At 51.3% G+C, this 17,302-nt stretch carries 13 protein-coding genes; 8 read left to right on the plus strand and 5 right to left on the minus strand.

Features of this window, described 5'->3' with window-relative positions:
• The first annotated feature begins 112 nt into the window (after nt 1–112).
• The 6 genes from EPD17_RS15225 to EPD17_RS15250 all read left to right on the plus strand — a co-directional run bounded on the left by EPD17_RS15225 (nt 113) and on the right by EPD17_RS15250 (nt 9,090).
• Complete coding sequence (locus EPD17_RS15225) at nt 113–1,255, plus strand: 5-(carboxyamino)imidazole ribonucleotide synthase (protein ID WP_132055472.1); 1,143 nt, start codon at nt 113–115, stop codon at nt 1,253–1,255.
• A 332-nt stretch (nt 1,256–1,587) separates the two neighbouring features.
• Nucleotides 1,588–2,652, plus strand: a complete 1,065-nt coding sequence (locus tag EPD17_RS15230; RefSeq protein ID WP_240040640.1) for an efflux RND transporter periplasmic adaptor subunit — start codon at nt 1,588–1,590, stop codon at nt 2,650–2,652.
• Between the two features lie 110 nt (nt 2,653–2,762).
• Nucleotides 2,763–5,879, plus strand: coding sequence for an efflux RND transporter permease subunit (locus EPD17_RS15235; protein WP_132055473.1), 3,117 nt, complete (start codon nt 2,763–2,765; stop codon nt 5,877–5,879).
• Nucleotides 5,880–6,024: 145 nt separating this feature from the next.
• Nucleotides 6,025–7,341, plus strand: coding sequence for a TolC family protein (locus EPD17_RS15240; RefSeq protein ID WP_165929627.1), 1,317 nt, complete (start codon nt 6,025–6,027; stop codon nt 7,339–7,341).
• Nucleotides 7,342–7,685: 344 nt separating this feature from the next.
• The gene (gene purE / locus EPD17_RS15245; RefSeq protein WP_132055475.1) at nt 7,686–8,213 is read left to right on the plus strand and encodes a 5-(carboxyamino)imidazole ribonucleotide mutase; all 528 of its coding nucleotides are present in this window, start codon (nt 7,686–7,688) and stop codon (nt 8,211–8,213) included.
• Nucleotides 8,179–9,090 carry a DUF6929 family protein gene (locus tag EPD17_RS15250; protein ID WP_132055476.1) on the plus strand — a complete coding sequence of 304 codons (912 nt, stop codon included), beginning with the start codon at nt 8,179–8,181 and terminating at the stop codon, nt 9,088–9,090. The genes purE and EPD17_RS15250 overlap by 35 nt, the downstream gene beginning before the upstream one ends.
• Before the next feature lie 2 nt (nt 9,091–9,092).
• Here the strand turns inward: EPD17_RS15250 and bshC are convergent, their stop codons facing one another.
• Together bshC and EPD17_RS15260 are read right to left on the minus strand one after the other, a co-directional pair.
• Nucleotides 9,093–10,694 carry a bacillithiol biosynthesis cysteine-adding enzyme BshC gene (bshC, locus tag EPD17_RS15255; protein ID WP_132055477.1) on the minus strand — a complete coding sequence of 534 codons (1,602 nt, stop codon included), beginning with the start codon at nt 10,692–10,694 and terminating at the stop codon, nt 9,093–9,095.
• A gap of 137 nt (nt 10,695–10,831) precedes the next feature.
• On the minus strand, nt 10,832–12,175 hold the full coding sequence (locus tag EPD17_RS15260; protein WP_165929628.1) for a glycoside hydrolase family 140 protein: 1,344 nt from the start codon (nt 12,173–12,175) through the stop codon (nt 10,832–10,834).
• 156 nt (nt 12,176–12,331) lie between these two features.
• Between EPD17_RS15260 and EPD17_RS15265 the strand changes: the two genes are divergently transcribed.
• Together EPD17_RS15265 and EPD17_RS15270 are read left to right on the plus strand one after the other, a co-directional pair.
• The gene (locus tag EPD17_RS15265) at nt 12,332–13,099 is read left to right on the plus strand and encodes a helix-turn-helix transcriptional regulator (RefSeq protein ID WP_132055479.1); all 768 of its coding nucleotides are present in this window, start codon (nt 12,332–12,334) and stop codon (nt 13,097–13,099) included.
• A gap of 84 nt (nt 13,100–13,183) precedes the next feature.
• Nucleotides 13,184–13,681 (plus strand): DinB family protein, encoded by a 498-nt coding sequence (locus EPD17_RS15270; RefSeq protein ID WP_132055480.1) that lies wholly within the window; start codon nt 13,184–13,186, stop codon nt 13,679–13,681.
• A gap of 181 nt (nt 13,682–13,862) precedes the next feature.
• On the opposite strand, the gene EPD17_RS15275 is transcribed toward EPD17_RS15270, so the two are convergent.
• The 3 genes from EPD17_RS15275 to EPD17_RS15285 form a co-directional block, all read right to left on the minus strand.
• On the minus strand, nt 13,863–15,179 hold the full coding sequence (locus tag EPD17_RS15275) for a DEAD/DEAH box helicase (protein ID WP_132055481.1): 1,317 nt from the start codon (nt 15,177–15,179) through the stop codon (nt 13,863–13,865).
• Between the two features lie 110 nt (nt 15,180–15,289).
• Nucleotides 15,290–16,600 carry a 30S ribosomal protein S12 methylthiotransferase RimO gene (gene rimO, locus EPD17_RS15280; RefSeq protein WP_132055482.1) on the minus strand — a complete coding sequence of 437 codons (1,311 nt, stop codon included), beginning with the start codon at nt 16,598–16,600 and terminating at the stop codon, nt 15,290–15,292.
• 148 nt (nt 16,601–16,748) lie between these two features.
• Entirely contained in the window at nt 16,749–17,300 is a 552-nt protein-coding gene (locus EPD17_RS15285) for a fasciclin domain-containing protein (protein ID WP_132055483.1), read from the minus strand.
• Nucleotides 17,301–17,302 lie beyond the last annotated feature (2 nt).

The raw sequence follows: 17,302 nt of genomic DNA on the forward strand, positions 1-17,302 counted from the left end.
TAGTAGGGAGTCAGGAGTCTACAGCTATTATTTTCAACTAGTCTTTTCCGTCTTTTCGGACTTCCGTCTTCCGACTTCCAACTTTTTCCCCACTTCCACTTACTTTCGCAGCATGCAAAAAGTAGGCATCTTGGGCGGTGGCCAGTTAGGCAGAATGTTGTTGCAGTCCGCAGCCAATTATCCCGTTGAAACATATGTGTTGGAGGCCGATCCCGAGTGCCCGGCGGCACACCTGTGCAGCCATTTTGTGCTGGGCGATATCCGCGATTACGACACGGTGGTGCGCTTTGGCCAGGGCCTCGATGCATTGACCATTGAAATCGAGAACGTAAACGTAGAGGCGCTGGAGACCCTTGAGGCCAGCGGAGTGCGGGTGTTTCCCAAACCCTCGGTGCTGCGCATCATTAAAAACAAGATTTTTCAAAAACAGTACTACCAGCAGTTTTCCATACCCACGGCCGAATTTGTGGTGCTCAACGGCCGCCACGAAATTGACGCCCACCCGCACCTGCTGCCCGGCGTACAAAAGCTGGCCACCGGCGGCTACGACGGCAAGGGCGTACAAATCATCGAAAACAGTGGCCAGATAGAACTGGGTTTTGCCGAAGCCAGCGTGCTGGAAAAAAAGGTATCGCTGAAAAAAGAAATTGCCGTGATGGTAGCCGTTGGTCAGGACAGCAAATGGGCACTGTACCCGCCGGTGGAAATGATGTTCAACCCGCAGCTCAACCTGCTCGATTTCCAGTTGTGCCCCGCCAACATCAGCCGCGATGTGTTGTGGAAAGTGGAAGCAATAGCTCTTTCGGTGGTGCGCAATTTTAATTCGCCGGGATTGTTTGCCGTTGAATTGTTCATCGACCAAAACGATGATGTTTTTGTAAACGAAACCGCGCCGCGGGTACACAACAGCGGCCACCACACCATCGAAGCGCATTACTCCTCGCAATACGATATGCTGTGGCGCATCATCCTGGGGTACCCGCTGGGCAATACCAAAGCTATTTTCCCTTCAGCCATGGTCAACGTTATTGGTGCGCCGGGCCACTCAGGCCCCGCCGATTATAAAGGCCTGCCGGCCGTGCTGGAAATAGACAATGCATTTGTGCACTTGTATGGTAAAAAAGAAACCAGACCCGGCCGCAAAATGGGCCACGTAACCATCCTCAGCGCCGAAAAGCAGGACCTGATCCATAAAGCCAACAAGATCAAAAACCTGTTGTCGGTGGAGGCAAGTGTTGCGCAAAAAGAGGCATAAGAATGTTTGAAAAATGTAGATGTGTTTTCTTTGTTAGGTGAGGCATTTGCCCGCTCAACAAATTTCATTCTTTAAGAAACCAGAAACCACTGCAACAAGCGCTCCCCTAGTATTTTCCGCGGTGGTTGCACCGCTTTCGTGTCATAAAAATGAAAGCGGTGCAACCACTGCATCTTTTTCCCATTCCATTTGTTTACAATAAGTTGTTTTTAAACGGCGACGGGCTTAAAGGAAAGGTTAATAAACGTTAACACCTCAATGCGGCCTCAAATCCTCGCCGCATTGGCACCACGAATGGTTATTTTTACTGCAACAATAATTGCTTTACATCAGTGAACTCATTACCCCTTGTACGAACTGCCCTAATGTTTTGTTGCGGCGCCGTCATTTTTGCCGCCTGCTCCTCCGACCGAAAAGAAAAAATTACTGCCCAGCAAAAGCAGGGTCCGCGGCCACCCGCCCGGGTCAATGTTTTTGTGGTACACCCCAGCACCGTTAGTGAGTCCATCGAAGTTCCCGGTTCGCTGGTGGCAGATGAAGCCACCGAAATCCACCCCGAAGTATCGGGCCGCGTAACCGGCCTGTATGTGCGGGAGGGCGCCCAGGTAGGCAAAGGCACCCTGCTGGCCAAACTGTATGATGGCGACCTGCAGGCACAGCGCCGCAAGCTGGAAGTGCAATTGAAAATTGCGCAAACCACCGAAGACCGCTACCAGCAACTGGTGCAGATCGGTGGTATCTCCAAACAGGATTACGACCTCACGGCATTGCAGGTGAGCAACCTCCGCGCCGACCTCGATATTATCCGCACCGCCATTCAAAAAACCGAAGTGCGGGCACCTTTCTCGGGCAAACTGGGCCTGAAAGGAATTTCCACCGGCGCCTATGTTACACCAACAAGCATCATCACCACCATTCAGAAAACTTCCGGCCTCCGCATCGATTTCAATGTGCCGGAGCGCTACTCTTCTGCCATTAAAAAAGGGCAGGTGGTGAATTTCACCATTGAGGGCAGCGACCGCAATTACACCGCCGCTGTACTGGCCACTGAATCGGGCATTGCCGAGGAAACCCGCAGCCTTACGGTTCGGGCTTCGGTAAAAGGCGACGCTGCAGGGCTGTTCCCCGGCGGTTTTGCCAAAGTAAAATTGCAGTTCGACCCGGACAACAGTGCACTGATGGTACCCACCCAAGCGATCATTCCGCAGGCACGGGGCAAAAAGTTGTACCGCTTTAAAGGCGGCGTAGCCGAATTTATAGATGTGACCACCGGCGTGCGGGACAGCAGCCTGGTGCAAATAACCGAAGGCCTGCAACCCGGCGATACCATCATCACCACCGGCCTGCTGGGCCTGAAACCCGATGCAAAAGTGGCGCTGGGAAAAGTGGAACAATAGCGATCTGGGAACCACTAAGACACAAAGAATGAAAGGGGCACAAAGGCAACTCCTTCGTGAATCTTGGTGCGCTTCGTGGCTTTGTGGTTCAATTAAAAACTAAACGAAACATGAACATCTCCGAAATAAGCCTCCGGCGGCCGGTGCTGGCCGTGGTGCTCAACATCATCATTGTGGTGTTTGGCATTATCGGGTTTAAATTCCTGGGTGTGCGGGATTACCCCGCCATCGATCCGCCCAACATCAATGTGCGGACCTCCTACCCAGGCGCCAACCCCGACATCATCGAATCGCAGATTACCGAACCACTGGAAAAAGCCATCAACGGTATTGCCGGTGTAAAAAACATCACGTCGCTGTCTTCCGCTGGTTCATCAAACATCAACGTGGAGTTTGACCTGAGCGTGGACCTTGAAGCAGCCGCCAACGATGTGCGGGACAAAGTGTCGCAGGCCACCCGCTCCCTCCCCGATGACCTGGATGCACCGCCGGTGGTTTCAAAGGCAGATGCCTCCTCCGATGCCATCATTTCGATGACGGTGCAAAGCAATACCCGCAACCAGTTGCAGATTACCGAGTGGGCTAACAACGTGTTAGTAGAAAGGCTGCAAACCATTCCGGGTGTGAGCGGGATCCAGATCTGGGGCGAAAAAAGGTACGCGATGCGCATCTGGTTTAACCCCGAAAAACTGACCGCCTACCGCCTGACGCCTAATGATGTGCAGGCCGCACTGCTGCGCCAGAATATAGAATTGCCTTCGGGTAAAATTGCCGGCACCGCCACGGAACTTACCGTACGGACCTTTGGCCGCCTCAACACCGAGGAGGAATTCAACAACATCATTGTACGCAACGAAGGCGGCTCCGATATCCGCATCCGCGATATTGGCGAAGCAGTGCTGGGCCCCGAGAACGAGGAAACAGTGCTGAAAGGAAACGGCATCCCGATGATTGCGCTGGCGTTGATACCGCAGCCCGGTTCGAACTACGTGGCCATTTCCAACGAATTTTACCAGCGTTTTGAGCAGATCAAAAAAGAAATGCCCGAAGACATTAAGCTTGATATTGCGATGGACCAAACCAAGTTCATCAAAAAATCGATCCTTGAAGTGGAAGAAACCCTGCTCATTGCCGTGGGCCTGGTGGTGCTGATCATTTTCCTGTTTTTCCGCGACTGGCTTATTGCCATCCGTCCGCTCATCGATATCCCCGTTTCCCTTATCGGTGCATTTTTCATCATGTACCTCTGCGGTTTTACTATCAACGTACTCACATTACTGGCCATCGTTCTGGCAACGGGCCTTGTGGTGGATGACGGCATCGTGGTAACGGAGAATATTTATAAAAAAATGGAGCAGGGCATGAACAAGTGGCAGGCCGCAAGGGAAGGCTCCAAGGAAATTTATTTTGCCGTAATTGCCACCTCCATTACACTGGCGGTGGTGTTTCTACCCATCATATTCCTGCAGGGTTTTGTAGGCCGCCTGTTCCGCGAATTTGGCATTGTGGTGGCCGGTGCGGTATTGATCTCCGCATTTGTGTCGCTAACGCTAACGCCGGTGCTCAACGTAAAAATGACCCGAAAAGGCGTCCACAAACATTCCTGGTTTTACAATAAAACAGAACCGTTTTTCCGCTGGATGGAAGACAGCTACCGCACAGCGCTGGAAGGCTTTATGAAGATCCGCTGGATGGCTTGGGTGATTGTTGCCATTTGCGGCGGCATCATTTTCTTCATTGGCCGCGGCATCCCTTCGGAGCTGGCGCCTATGGAAGACCGCAGCCAGTTTCGCTTGCAGGTAACGGCGCCAGAAGGCACCTCGTTTGATGCAATGGATCAATACATCGACCGCCTCACCGGCCTGATGCAGGATTCGGTGCCGGAGCGGGCTTCGCTGCTGTCGGTAACCTCGCCTGGTTTTTCGGGTGCCGGTTCGGCCAACAGCGGTTTTGTACGCGTAATGCTGGTAGATCCGGCTGAACGCGAACGGTCGCAAAAAGAGATCGTGGAAATGGTGAACCGCAACCTGCCCAAGTACAACGAGGGCCGTGCATTTGCCATCGAAGAACAAACCATTTCGGTGAACCGCCGCGGCGGCCAGCCGGTGCAGTTTGTGATTCAAAACAACGATTTTAATAAACTGGCACAGGTGCTGCCCCGCTTTTTAGATGAGGCTCAAAAGAACCCTATTTTCCAGGGTGTGGATGCTGACCTGAAGTTTAATAAGCCCGAATTGCGCATCAACGTGGACCGGGTAAAAGCCAGCCAGTTGGGCATTTCGGTAGAAGATGTATCGCAAACGCTGCAACTGGCACTGAGCAACCGCCGCTTTGGCTATTTTACCAAAGAAGGCAAACAATACCAGGTAATGGGCCAGGTGGTGCGCTCCGACCGCGACGACCCCACCGACCTGAAAAGCCTGTATGTGCGCAATGCCGGTGGGCAAATGATTTCGCTGGACAACCTGGTTTCGTTTACCGAAGAAACAACGCCTTCCACCATTTACCATTTCAACCGGTATAAATCGGCCACCATTTCGGCTGGTTTGGCGCCCGGCCAAACGGTGGGTGACGGCATTGAGGCCATGCAGGCCATTGCCGACCAGCTGCTTGATGAAACCTTTGCCACTTCGCTTACTGGCACCAGCCGCGACTACGCCGAAAGCTCCGGCGGTACTTCGTTTGCCCTGTTCCTGGCGCTGGGGTTGATTTTCCTGATCCTTGCCGCGCAGTTTGAATCGTTCATTGATCCGTTCATCATCATGCTGACGGTGCCCCTGGCCATTGCCGGTGCGGTGTTGTCGCTGTGGATATTCGGGCATACACTTAATATCTTCTCGCAGATTGGTATGATCATGCTGATTGGCCTGGTAACGAAAAACGGTATCCTCATTGTGGAATTTGCCAACCAGAACAGGCTCAAAGGCATGGATAAAACCGAAGCCGCCGTGTACTCGTCGGTACAGCGTTTACGCCCCATCCTCATGACCTCGCTGGCCATGGCACTGGGTGCCCTGCCCATTGCCTTGTCGCTTGGTGCTGCGGCCACCAGCCGCATCCCGCTGGGTATTGTAATTGTGGGCGGAATTGTGTTTTCGCTGGTGCTTACCCTTTTTGTAATCCCGGCCATTTATTCATTCCTTTCCAGCAAGAAAAAACGCAACGAACTGGAAGTAATGGATGAAGAAGCAGCAAAAGCGGGCCAGCCGCATTTGGAACATGCATAGTTTTTTTGAACCACGAAGCCACCAAGGCACGAAGATTCACGAAGAAAAATCCTTTGTGGCACTTTGTTTCTTGGTGTCTTTGTGGTTCAATTCTTCATTGCCTTTGTAAACAAGTGAACTTTTATTCAGCAGTTTATTCATGATTTTGAAAAAGATAGTATCCGCGTTTTTTTGCTTTGCCTCGCTTACCGCAACGGCGCAGTTAAGGCAACTGACCCTTAACGAAGCCATCGCCACTTCGCTGCAAAACAACTACAACATATTGCTGGCGCAAACCGATGCATCGCTGGCGGCACTGGACCGATCTTATGCCGACTTTGCTTTTTTGCCCACACTCAATGGCACTGCAGGTATTTTGTGGAACTCCAACAACCAAAAGCAGGTGTTGGCCGACGGCAGCAAACGGGAACGTTCCGATATTAAATCGAACGCCATCAACAGTTCGCTCAACCTGAACTGGACCCTGTTTGATGGCCTGCGCATGTTCATTAACCGCGACCGGTTGGGCCAACTGGAACAACTGGGCGAACTGCAAATCAAAGCGCAGGTGATCAACACCGTAGCCGATGTAATGCAGTTGTATTACGATGTGGTGCGCCAGCAACAACAACTGGCTGCACTTGAAGAGCAAATGCGCCTGAGCGAAGAACGCCTGAAGCTGGCGCAATATAAATTTGATGTAGGCACCGGTGCCAAGCCCGACCTGCTGCAAGCCCAAATTGACCTGAACGGCCAGCGCTCCGCGGCGCTAACGCAGCAAACAGCCATCATTAAAATAAAAGAGCAGTTGAACCAATTGCTGGTGCTGCCGCTGGAAACCGATTTTTTAGTGGCCGATACCACCATTGAATACAACGACACACTGACGCTGGATGCGGTGCGTACCGGCATCAATGCAACCAACCCGGAGCTGTTGATTGCACAGAAAAATATCGAGATCGCTAACCTCGATCTGCGGGTTCGTCGGGCAGAACGTTTCCCGGTGCTGCAGTTCAATTCGGCATACAACTTCAACCGCTCCAACAACGTAACGGTGATCAACCCGTTTCAGCCCTTGTTCAACAGGCTGCATGGACTTAACTATGGCTTTTCGGCCACCGTTCCCATCTTCAATGCATTCAATAATCGTCGCTTGACCAAGGCAGCAGAAATCAATGTGCGGGCACAACAGCTGTTACTCGATCAAAGCCGCATCACCATCAATACTTCGGTGGTGAATGCATGGCGCGATTACGACCTGTCGAAGCGTACGCTGAAACTGGAAGAAGACAACATGTTGCTGGTGCGGGAAAACCTGTTTATTGCAAGGGAACGCTACCGCCTGGGCATCACCACGTTCATCGAACTGCGTGAAGCACAGCAAAGCCTATCCGATGCTGCGTTTCGATTAATCCAGGCCAGGTATAATACCAAAGTCGCTGAAATTGAGTTGATGCGGCTGCGTGGTGAATTGGTTCGGTAAAAAGAACTTATTCTTTTAAATAGTTGAAGGCCCATCCGGGCCTTTTTTTATCGTGTACATCGTCATTGCGAGGCGCATTGGTGTCTTTAAATACTTGTAATTCCGCTGCGCCGAAGCAATCTCCTGCTGGACCGAGTATTTAAAATCGGGTTAAAAAAATGTGGTTCTATTAAATTGGGATTGCTTCGGCGTAAAAATTTGTTCAACCAACTAGTAGCCAATGCGCCTCGCAATGACGGTGCAGCGATGCCAAAAAAAACGAATACTCCACCACGAAAACACCTTTTTTGCTTCATCGCCCACAACCGCATTAATTTGCACCGCAAACGACCTTTCATTTTTATATGAACAACAACACTCCGCTCGTCGGCATCATCATGGGCTCCGATTCGGACCTGCCGGTAATGAAAGCCGCCGCAGAAATACTCGACTTTTTTGGCGTGGCTTATGAGCTCACCGTAGTGTCGGCGCACCGCACACCGCAGCGCATGATGCAATACGCCGAAACGGCCCGCCAGCGTGGCCTTAAGGTGATCATTGCAGGTGCCGGTGGTGCCGCACACCTGCCCGGCATGGTGGCCGCCATCACGCCGCTGCCCGTTATTGGTGTGCCGGTAAAAAGCTCCAACTCCATTGATGGCTGGGATTCGATTTTGTCCATTTTGCAAATGCCCAATGGTGTACCGGTGGCTACTGTGGCGCTGAATGCCGCAAAAAATGCCGGCATTTTAGCCGCAAAAATTTTAAGCGCCGGCGATGAAGCCCTTGGCAACAAGATTGCATCGTACATGGAACAACTCAAAGATGAAGTACAGCAAAAAGTGGTGGCCATTCGCAATGGCGGTTACCACAATTCTTTCGACGACCAATAGCATTACCGCACAGTCGATCAAACTACTGAAGGCTACCACCCTGCCCTATTATCCATCAGCATCGGGGGCAGAGTGGTATGGTGGCCAGCTGTATGTAATGGGCGATGATGCGCCTAATTTGTTGTTGTTAAGTAAAAAATACAACAAGCCGGATAGCATCCTTGTTTTTCCGCGGCAGGAAAAGCGCATACACTACACCGTGAAACCCGATATTGAAGCGGCGGTTATGGTGCGCCAGCACGGGCAAAATTATCTCTTACTCACGCCTTCTTTTTCGGCGCCGCACCGCAATAAGATGGTGGTAGTGCCGCTGAACGGAACAAATAAAGCGCAAGTACTGACCAGCGCCGCACCTGCTGTAAATGGACTTGGCGAAGTGAATATTGAGGGTGCTGCTTTTGTAGATGAAACTTTGGTGTTTTCCAATCGCGGCAATTTTACCCACCCGCAAAACCATTTGCTGCTGGCCCGTTTTGATACCGCAAAAGGCATTGTGGACTGGCAGCAGCCGATGCCTTTTACTTTGCCCAAAACAACCAATTTTACCGGCGTTTCGGGGCTTTGTTACATTGCCGAAAAAGACCTGTTGCTGTTTACCGCATCAACTGAAATGACCACCAGCGCAAATGCTGATGGCGCCATTGGCGACAGCTATATTGGCATGGCGAAAGGTTTTAAGCAGCAATTAAAAACAGGTAAAATTGAAGCCGATACATTGCTGCTGCTCACACCGGTTTTGCGCAGCACCATACCGCAAAAAATAGAATCAGTAACGGTGGAAAAGAGCAAAAAGGCACGGCTCACCATTCACTTAGTTGCAGATAATGACATTGGCGAAAGCAGCTTGTTTCGCCTGCGGCTAAAGCTGCCCCGTTAAGCTTACCCGGCTATTTGTACCACGGTAAATTCCTGCTCCAGCGAGCCTGAATGCTGGTATAAAGCATCAATAAACTGGGGGCCCATTTGCCCGTAAAAATGGAGGAAACTTTCGGCACGCTCCTGCAATCCGCCCCGCGGAAAAAGCTGTTGGCGCAACACTTCTATTTGCCTTCCGGCATCGGCATGTTTGCGCTTTTCGGCACGCAACATTTTCTTTTCAAGGTTGTGCAGCTTATTGATGGATGTAGCCTGCAGCGCGGCCACATGCTGCGCCAGTGTAGGATCTACTGCAACTGCCTGTGCCCTGATGGCGTCAAACAAAGCTGTAGCTTTTTCCAGCTTGCCATTCAGGGAAAGCGGGTGCTCGGCTTGTTGTTTTGCCAGCCGCTCCACCAGGCTGTTTTCTGTTTCGAAAAAATCATTTACTGAAAAACCCAGGCGGCCGATTTTATCAACCTGCTGTTTGGTGATTAGCAGAAAAGAATTGCGCAGCACCAATGCAGGAAAAGGAACTTTATAATGATCGAACAGGGATTTTAATTGCAGCCAGTAAGCCAGCTCGCCGCCGCCTCCAATGAAAGCGACATTGGGCAAAATCATTTCCTGGAACAGCCCGCGTAAAATTACATTCGGGCTAAAGCGTTCGGGATGTTCCTGCAGCAACGCGTCCATTTCCCCATCAGAAAAATGCAACTCCGTGTTGTTTACCGCAAAGCCCCCTTCTGTCCGAATGATGCGTTCCCTGATGCCTTCCTCGAGGTAAAACAAATTGATCTCCCTCGGTTGTGCCTGCACGTTATATTGTGCGGAAAGATCGGCTGAAGTCCTTTCCACCAATGGAGAAGAAAGGGGCTGAAACAATTCTTCGCGAAACAGCGAGGTCATACATCGCTTTAACTCGGCATCGTCCGGTACCAAAACAACCAACCCAAAACGACCGAAAAGATCGTGCACTAATTTGAAGGTTGCGTCCTGTATCCGCACGCCTTTTTTAAAATGCCGTTGCAGCATATCCATTACTTCCTGTGCAAAAGGAAGGGGCGCCAGTTGGCCTCCTAATTCCACGGTTAAGCGCTCCAGCGCAGCATCCACCTGCATGCGGCCTACAGCGCCGGTTTGTGTTGTTTGCCACACATACTTTTTGCCTTGTAAAGTAAAATGATTCAGCTCGTCGAGATCTGCATCTTCGCTGCCCATATAATACACGGGTACAAAATTCAGATCCGGATGTTCTTGTTTTAGCGAAGCGGCCAGTTTGATAGCATGGATTATTTTGTAAATAAAATACAGCGGGCCGGTAAACAAATTAGGCTGGTGCGCCGTGCATACCGTGAAGGTATTTTCGGAAAGCAGTTGTTCAATGTTTTGCATTACTGCTGCGCCTGCATCAACGGCAGCATATTGGTGTTGCAGCCGCTCCACCAGCAATTTCCGATCAATGCGGTGCTGTCCTTTCTGCGCAATAGCCTGTTGCAGGCCGGCAACATCTGGCCTGTTGGTGTAAAAGCCATCAAGCGCCGGCGCGCCGGCAAGGTAGTCGAGCACAATGGGCGAAAAGCTGTTGGTTTTGCTGTATGGCAGCGAGTGTGCAGAAAATTGCATGCGGCAAAAGTAATTCAGTGTTCGATGCATTCAACAGTTGAACGCCATTTATAGTTGCGGCTTTAACGTTTATACAAGCAGGTTCTTTCTGCCGCTTCTTGTTACGATGGCAGCGTTATTTAATTACAATATGTTTCTTACCTGCCCGGTGCCGGGTAATGAGCAACATCAAGCACCAACACCCAATCCGCGTTCCGGCCCGTTGCGGGCGGTGTTGCACGAAGCAGTTGGCCCTCATTAGTAAACTTGCCGCTTTCAGCCTTTCCCTTGCGTGGGTTGAACCACCAGGCTTTTTTAGGCGCCGCTTTGAGTGCAGCAATATTGATGGCAACGGGCTTTCCTACCGGCAAATAGATCATGGCATACGTTCCGGCACTGTCGCGAAACGCCACCGCATGTTCGCCTTTTGCGCCCTGGCCTTCGGCAATCAGCGCCTGGTCGGGCACACGGCTGTTCATTGGCCGCGACTCCATCAATCGGCGCAGGTAGCCTACCTGTGTGGCACCCGGCCGGTCGATGGCTTCGGTCCAAAAACGATCAACATGGTTTACTTTTTCTTCCCGCGGATTGTAGAACTGCCACACGGCATGGTGCCCATAAGTAACGCCGGCTGCACCGGCAAACACGGAGCGATAGCTTTGTTTCCGCACATCGTAATCTGAATAATAGCCATTTGCCGGGTCCCATGTGGGCCAGGGGCTCACCGGGTGATCTTCGTAATTGGGTTCCGCATCAATCACGGGTTTTGCAGGCAACAGCGCCCGGTCGCGTTGTACCCAATCCCACACCGGCACATCAGGGCCGCTGCCGTGGCCGCTTTGCATCATGTTCATGTGCAGCCAGGGCTCGCTGTGAAAATGCGCTGATGTAGAAGCGCCACCCGAAATATGATAGGTAATAAAAGCCTTGTTGGCGGTGCCGTCCAAAATGCCGCGGGCCATTTGCCGCCAGATGGGCCGAAAGTCGGCGGAGTCGGTTACGGCCGGGCGGTCGCCGCCCAATATCCAAAGTACATTGGGTGCAGCAGCGTAGCGTTTGCCTAAATACAAACCGTAGGTATAGGCATTTTCAGGGGTAAACACCTCCGGGCCGGTGCCCCACATTTTGGTCACTTTATCGCCCCAGGTGGGCAGCAAACCCATGTATAAATTATTAGCTGCCGCCATCTGAACAATGCTGTCCATCCGCTTAAAATAAGCCTCGTTGGGCGTTGCAGGGTTCATGTTGTGCAGCGGAACCTGTCCGTATTGGTCCGGCTTGCGCAGGCCATCAAACTCGGCCAGCAGCACGGCTTGGATCACGTTGAAACCTTTTGCACTCCGGTTGGCCAGGTAGCGTTCCGTTTCTGCCATCGTCAGCCGGTGAAACAGCTCCCAACCGGTATCGCCCAACCAAAAGAACGGCGTACCGTCGGCGTGTTGCAGGTAATGGCCTTTGGGTACAATAGAACCATGATCCCACGGCTTTTGCGCAGCTGCCATTGTTGCGCAGCATAGGTATAAAACAATTGGAAACAACCATCTCATTGGGGCAAGCATTGAATGAGAAAGATACAGAAAAGGGGCGCCGGCCCATGATGAAAAAAGTATTTTTATCCTCCTATATTTACCTGCACACCACAAAACCACGACACCTGCATGAACCGCGTCGACCGACTTTTTGGAATACTTACACTGCTGCAGTCGAAGAAATTTGTGCCGGCAGAAACCATTGCGGCAAAATTCGGCATCAGCATCCGCACCGTGTACCGCGATGTAAAGGCGCTGTGCGAACAAGGCATCCCGGTGAGCTTTGAGCAAGGCAAAGGATACTTTGTGGTGCAGGGTTATTTTTTGTCACCGGTGGCATTTTCCTCGGAAGAAGCAAATGCGCTGCTGCTGATGGAAACCATGGTGCAGGGCTTTGCCGATAAATCTATTGGCAAACACTATGCTACTGCGTTGCAGAAGGTAAAAGCAGTGTTGCGCAGCACGCAAAAAGATTCGGTAGAAGCCTTGTCGCCCAACATCCGCATACAGCTACACGGGTGGCAGCAACCCGATTACGAATACCTTTCTACGCTGCAGCAATGCATTGCCGGAAAAACGGTTGTGGCACTCCGTTATACCGATGTGCGGCAGCAACCTACGGAGCGGTGCATCGAGCCCATCGGGCTCCTCTTTTATGCATTTAGCTGGCACCTTATTGCATGGTGCCAGTTGCGCCAAGATTATAGAGATTTTAAAGTAGAACGCATTACCGCCGCCTGCAACACCGGCCGCGCATTTACCCATACGGGCCATCTTACGCTGGATGAGTACATCAAGTCGTTGCCCGCAGAATACCTGCAACCTTGCAAAAGTGAAGGCGCCACTGCCGAAAGGCAGCCGGTAAAAAGCACCGCTACCGAACCGGCTTTACTTTAAAATAAAAATTTTTACTTTTTACGTTTGGCAGGCTGCCATAGGGTTGTCAGCGGCGCATATTTTCTTTGTACAAAACAAAACAACATGGATATCATTCAACTGCTTTCAAAAGAACTGGAGCAAGAAGCGCAAACCACCCGCAAGATGTTGCAACGCGTTCCGGAAGATCAATGGGACTGGAAACCACACGAAAAAAGCATGAGCCTGAAAGTGCTTTCGCTGCATGTGGCAGAATTGGCAGGCTGGATCAGCATGGCCATATATACCGAGGAGCTGGATTTTGCGGCAAGCCCGTACACGCAGCCGCCTGTGCAAACCAATGCCGACCTGCTGCAGGTTTTTGAAACTGCATTGCAACAGGGGAAGGATGCATTGGCAAAAGCCACGGAAGCCGACCTGCAACCAAACTGGACGCTGCGCACCGGCGAACATATTCACATAGTGCTCACCAAGTACGAAATGGTGCGGCATGCGCTGGCGCAAATGATCCACCACCGGGCACAACTGGGTGTGTACCTGCGCCTGCTGAATATTCCCATCCCGGGCAGCTACGGACCCAGCGCCGATGAAATGAATTTTTAATCGCCTGACTACTGAAGCGACGAAATAAAAAAGCCGGTGCTGTGTTCAACAAGCACCGGCTTTTTGTATGTTAAAGTATTCGGTTGATCTATTTCATGCAAACACAATTTTGCATGAAATAAAAGAAAAGAGTGAGCTAAATACTATCGCAAACGATATAGTTAATTAAGCACCGGACCGGTTATTTAGCCACCGCGATCTTGATCTTTTTGCCTTTTAGTTTTTTGTCTTCAATCTGCTTCAGCACATACGAAACATGGTTGCGGCGCAGGGCCACAAACGAAAAGAAATCCTTTACTTCGATCACGCCAATATCTTCTTTTTTCAAACCGCCCTGCTGCGCCAAAAAGCCAACAATATCCACTTTGTTTACTTTGTCCTTTTTACCCGCGGCCACAAACATGGTCGTCCATTTGGGCTTCTCGGGCAAAGGTGCCGATTCATCCAAATTAAAATAGGGTGTTTCCTGGGGCAAATAAGCGGGCAACTTTTCGTCGGGGCCAACCATCAACACTGCAGTGCCACTGGCTTCCATGCGGGCTGTGCGGCCGTTGCGGTGCGTAAAAATATCTTCGTTCGCCGGCAGGTGATAGTGCACAATGTAGCGGATGTTGAAAATATCCAAACCTCTTGCTGCCAGGTCGGTGGTGATTAAAAAATTAATGCTACCGTTGCGGAATTTTGCCAGCGCCACTTCCCTGTCTTTTTGCTCCATAGCACCGTGGTAAAACACGCTGATGATGCCTTTTTCGTGCAGCATATGGTGCACCCGCTCCACCGACTCGCGGTGGTTGCAAAACACGATCGTTGCGCGGTTGCCCACCGTGCACAAAAAGCGCACAAGCGTATTAATCTTGTCGCTATCGGGGCTCTCCACCTGCATGATCTCCAGCTTTTCGACCGGTGCCGCATCTTCAGGTAAAAAATTAAGCCGGTGAAAATCGGCGCTTAAAAAATCGGGAATGGCCGCCGTTTCCGTTGCCGATGTAAGCATGCGGCGTTTTACTGCAGGCAGTTGGCCTATGATCTCTTCGATCTCCTCCACAAAACCCAGTTCCAATGATTTGTCGAACTCATCGAGCACCAGCGAATGAATGCTTTTGGTGGTGATGTTGCCGCGGCGGATATGATCGCCCAGTCGGCCTGGAGTACCTACAATAATGGCAGGTGCTTCCAGCAGTTCATTTTCTTCGGTTTCCCGCTTGTGCCCGCCGTAGCAGGCGGTTATTTTCAGGCCGGTGCCCATCTTGCGAAACACGTCTTCGATCTGCAGCGCCAGTTCACGGGTAGGCACAACAATGAGGGCGCCGGTTTCCTTTTGGCCTTTTTCCAAATGGGTAAGCAGGGGCAGTAAAAATGCCAGTGTTTTGCCCGAGCCGGTTGGCGATAGCAACACGATGTTTTCCTGTTCCGAAGCAGCCGAAATGGCTGCCTCCTGCATTTCGTTCAATGCTTTAAAGTTCAGTGCAGCCAGTATGCTGTTCAGTTCATAATTCATATCCGTTGCGCTTTTTGTGTCCAATCAAATACAATTAAAAAGGCAAAAGTAAAAAGCCGAAATGGACGTCCGTTTCCCGACCTTTTACTTTTGCCTTGTCTTCGAAATATTTACATTACCAGTTCGCCTTCCAGATCGTAATCGTAGGCGCGGGTAATTTTTACATTTACAAATTCGCCGGGCAGCAGCTTTTGACTTGTTTGAATAATCACCTCGTTGTCCACTTCCACCGAATCAAATTCGGTGCGGCCCAGGTAGCGGCCGGCTTCTTTTTTATCCACGATCACTTTAAACACCTGCCCTACTTTTTCCATGTTTTTTTCCAGCGAAATTTCCTGTTGCACCGCCATGATCTCTTCGGCACGTCGCTGCTTTTCATCTGCAGGCACATTATCCGCCAATCCAAATGCAGGCGTATCTTCTTCATGCGAGTAGGTAAAAATGCCCACCCTGTCGAACCGCTGCCGCTCTAGGAAACCTTTCAGTTCTTCCACATCATCCAAGGTTTCGCCGGGGAAGCCCGCAATCAGCGTGGTGCGCAGGCAAATGCCCGGAACCGTTGCGCGGATCTGCAATATCAGGTCTTCCATTTCGGCGCGGGTGATCTGGCGGCGCATAGCCTTCAGCATGTTATCAGCTGCATGTTGCAGCGGCATATCGAGATAGTTACAGATGTTCGGCCGCTCTTTCATCACGTCCAGAATATCCATCGGGAACTTGTGCGGATAGGCGTAATGCAGGCGGATCCATTCGATGCCGGGCACATCGCTCAAGCGTTTTAACAAATCGGCCAGCATGCGTTTTTTATACAGGTCCAAACCGTAATAAGTCAGTTCCTGCGCAATGAGCATGATCTCCCGCACGCCGCGTTGCGCCAGCCGGGTGGCTTCTGCAACAATATCTTCAATGCTGCGGCTGGTGTGTGCACCACGCATCAGCGGAATGGCGCAAAACGCACAGGTGCGGTTGCAGCCTTCGGCAATTTTTACATAGGCATAATGCTGCGGCGTAGCCAGCAGGCGTTCGCCCAGTAGTTCGCTTTTATAATCGGCCTCAAAACGCTTGAGCAGCAGGGGCATTTCCATGGTACCAAACCAAGCGTCCACTTCCGGGATGCTTTGCTCCAGGTCATCGCGGTAGCGCTGGCTGAGGCAGCCGGTTACGTATACTTTATCGAGGCGGCCTTTCTGCTTGAGGGCCACCTGCTCCAGGATCGTGTTCACGCTTTCTTCCTTGGCTTTGTCAATAAAGCCGCAGGTGTTAACCACCACAATGTTGTGGTCGCGTTTGGCACTTTCGTGCACCACATCAATTTCGTTGGCAATGAGCTGTCCGCTCAGCACCTCGCTGTCTACCATGTTCTTGCTACAGCCCAGCGTAATGATGTTTACTTTGTCGCGTTTGAGTGTTTTTGCTTTCATGCGTTGCCTGATGGCGCCCTTCGGTAAAATGGGGCCGGTTTCTCTTTAAGGCCGCAAAGGTCGCTAAAAGCAGCCGTATTCCTCGTTAAGGGCAACAAAAATCCCCCGGAAAAAAGCCGGGGGATCATTCACCTAAACCTATGCACGTTTACATTTTGGGCAGCAATACATGGTCTACCACGTGGATCACGCCATTCTTTTGCTGCACGTCGGCAATGGTAACCTTGGCTTTACCGCCGTTGGCATCCCAAATCCATACGTTGCCGCTTTCGTCCTGCGAGGCGGTAAGCGTACCACCGGCCAAGGTGGTAACGGTGGCTTTGCCGCCATTTTCCTTGATCAGTTTAACCAGGTCTTTTGCATCCACTTTGCCCGACACTACATGGTATTTGAGCACACCTTGCAGAGCCGCCTTGTTTTCAGGCTTCAGCAAGTTATCAACGGTACCTGCGGGCAACATATCGAATGCAGCGTTGGTGGGCGCAAATACGGTAAACGGACCTGCACCTTGTAAAGCACCGGCAAGGTCGCCGGCTTTTACGGCTGCTACCAGCGTGGTGTGGTCTTTAGAGTTTACTGCGTTTTCTACAATGTTGCGGGTAGGCAACATGGCCGCACCGCCCACCATTATTGATTTTTGGGCAAACGAACTGCTTGAGAGGGCTACAATAGCCAATGCACTGAAGAATAATTTTTTCATGG

Source organism: Pseudocnuella soli, from assembly GCF_004347775.1.
GTDB lineage: Bacteria > Bacteroidota > Bacteroidia > Chitinophagales > Chitinophagaceae > Flavisolibacter > Flavisolibacter aquaticus.

Excerpts from the sequence above, each read along its gene's own strand:
- EPD17_RS15225 (WP_132055472.1), top strand. The coding sequence starts at position 113 with ATGCAAAAAGTAGGCATCTTGGGCGGTGGCCAGTTAGGCAGAATGTTG.
- EPD17_RS15235 (WP_132055473.1), top strand. The coding sequence starts at position 2,763 with ATGAACATCTCCGAAATAAGCCTCCGGCGGCCGGTGCTGGCCGTGGTG.
- purE (WP_132055475.1), top strand. The coding sequence starts at position 7,686 with ATGAACAACAACACTCCGCTCGTCGGCATCATCATGGGCTCCGATTCG.
- EPD17_RS15250 (WP_132055476.1), top strand. The coding sequence starts at position 8,179 with ATGGCGGTTACCACAATTCTTTCGACGACCAATAGCATTACCGCACAG.
- bshC (WP_132055477.1), bottom strand. The coding sequence starts at position 10,694 with ATGCAATTTTCTGCACACTCGCTGCCATACAGCAAAACCAACAGCTTT.
- EPD17_RS15260 (WP_165929628.1), bottom strand. The coding sequence starts at position 12,175 with ATGGCAGCTGCGCAAAAGCCGTGGGATCATGGTTCTATTGTACCCAAA.
- EPD17_RS15265 (WP_132055479.1), top strand. The coding sequence starts at position 12,332 with ATGAACCGCGTCGACCGACTTTTTGGAATACTTACACTGCTGCAGTCG.
- EPD17_RS15270 (WP_132055480.1), top strand. The coding sequence starts at position 13,184 with ATGGATATCATTCAACTGCTTTCAAAAGAACTGGAGCAAGAAGCGCAA.
- EPD17_RS15275 (WP_132055481.1), bottom strand. The coding sequence starts at position 15,179 with ATGAATTATGAACTGAACAGCATACTGGCTGCACTGAACTTTAAAGCA.
- rimO (WP_132055482.1), bottom strand. The coding sequence starts at position 16,600 with ATGAAAGCAAAAACACTCAAACGCGACAAAGTAAACATCATTACGCTG.
- EPD17_RS15285 (WP_132055483.1), bottom strand. The coding sequence starts at position 17,300 with ATGAAAAAATTATTCTTCAGTGCATTGGCTATTGTAGCCCTCTCAAGC.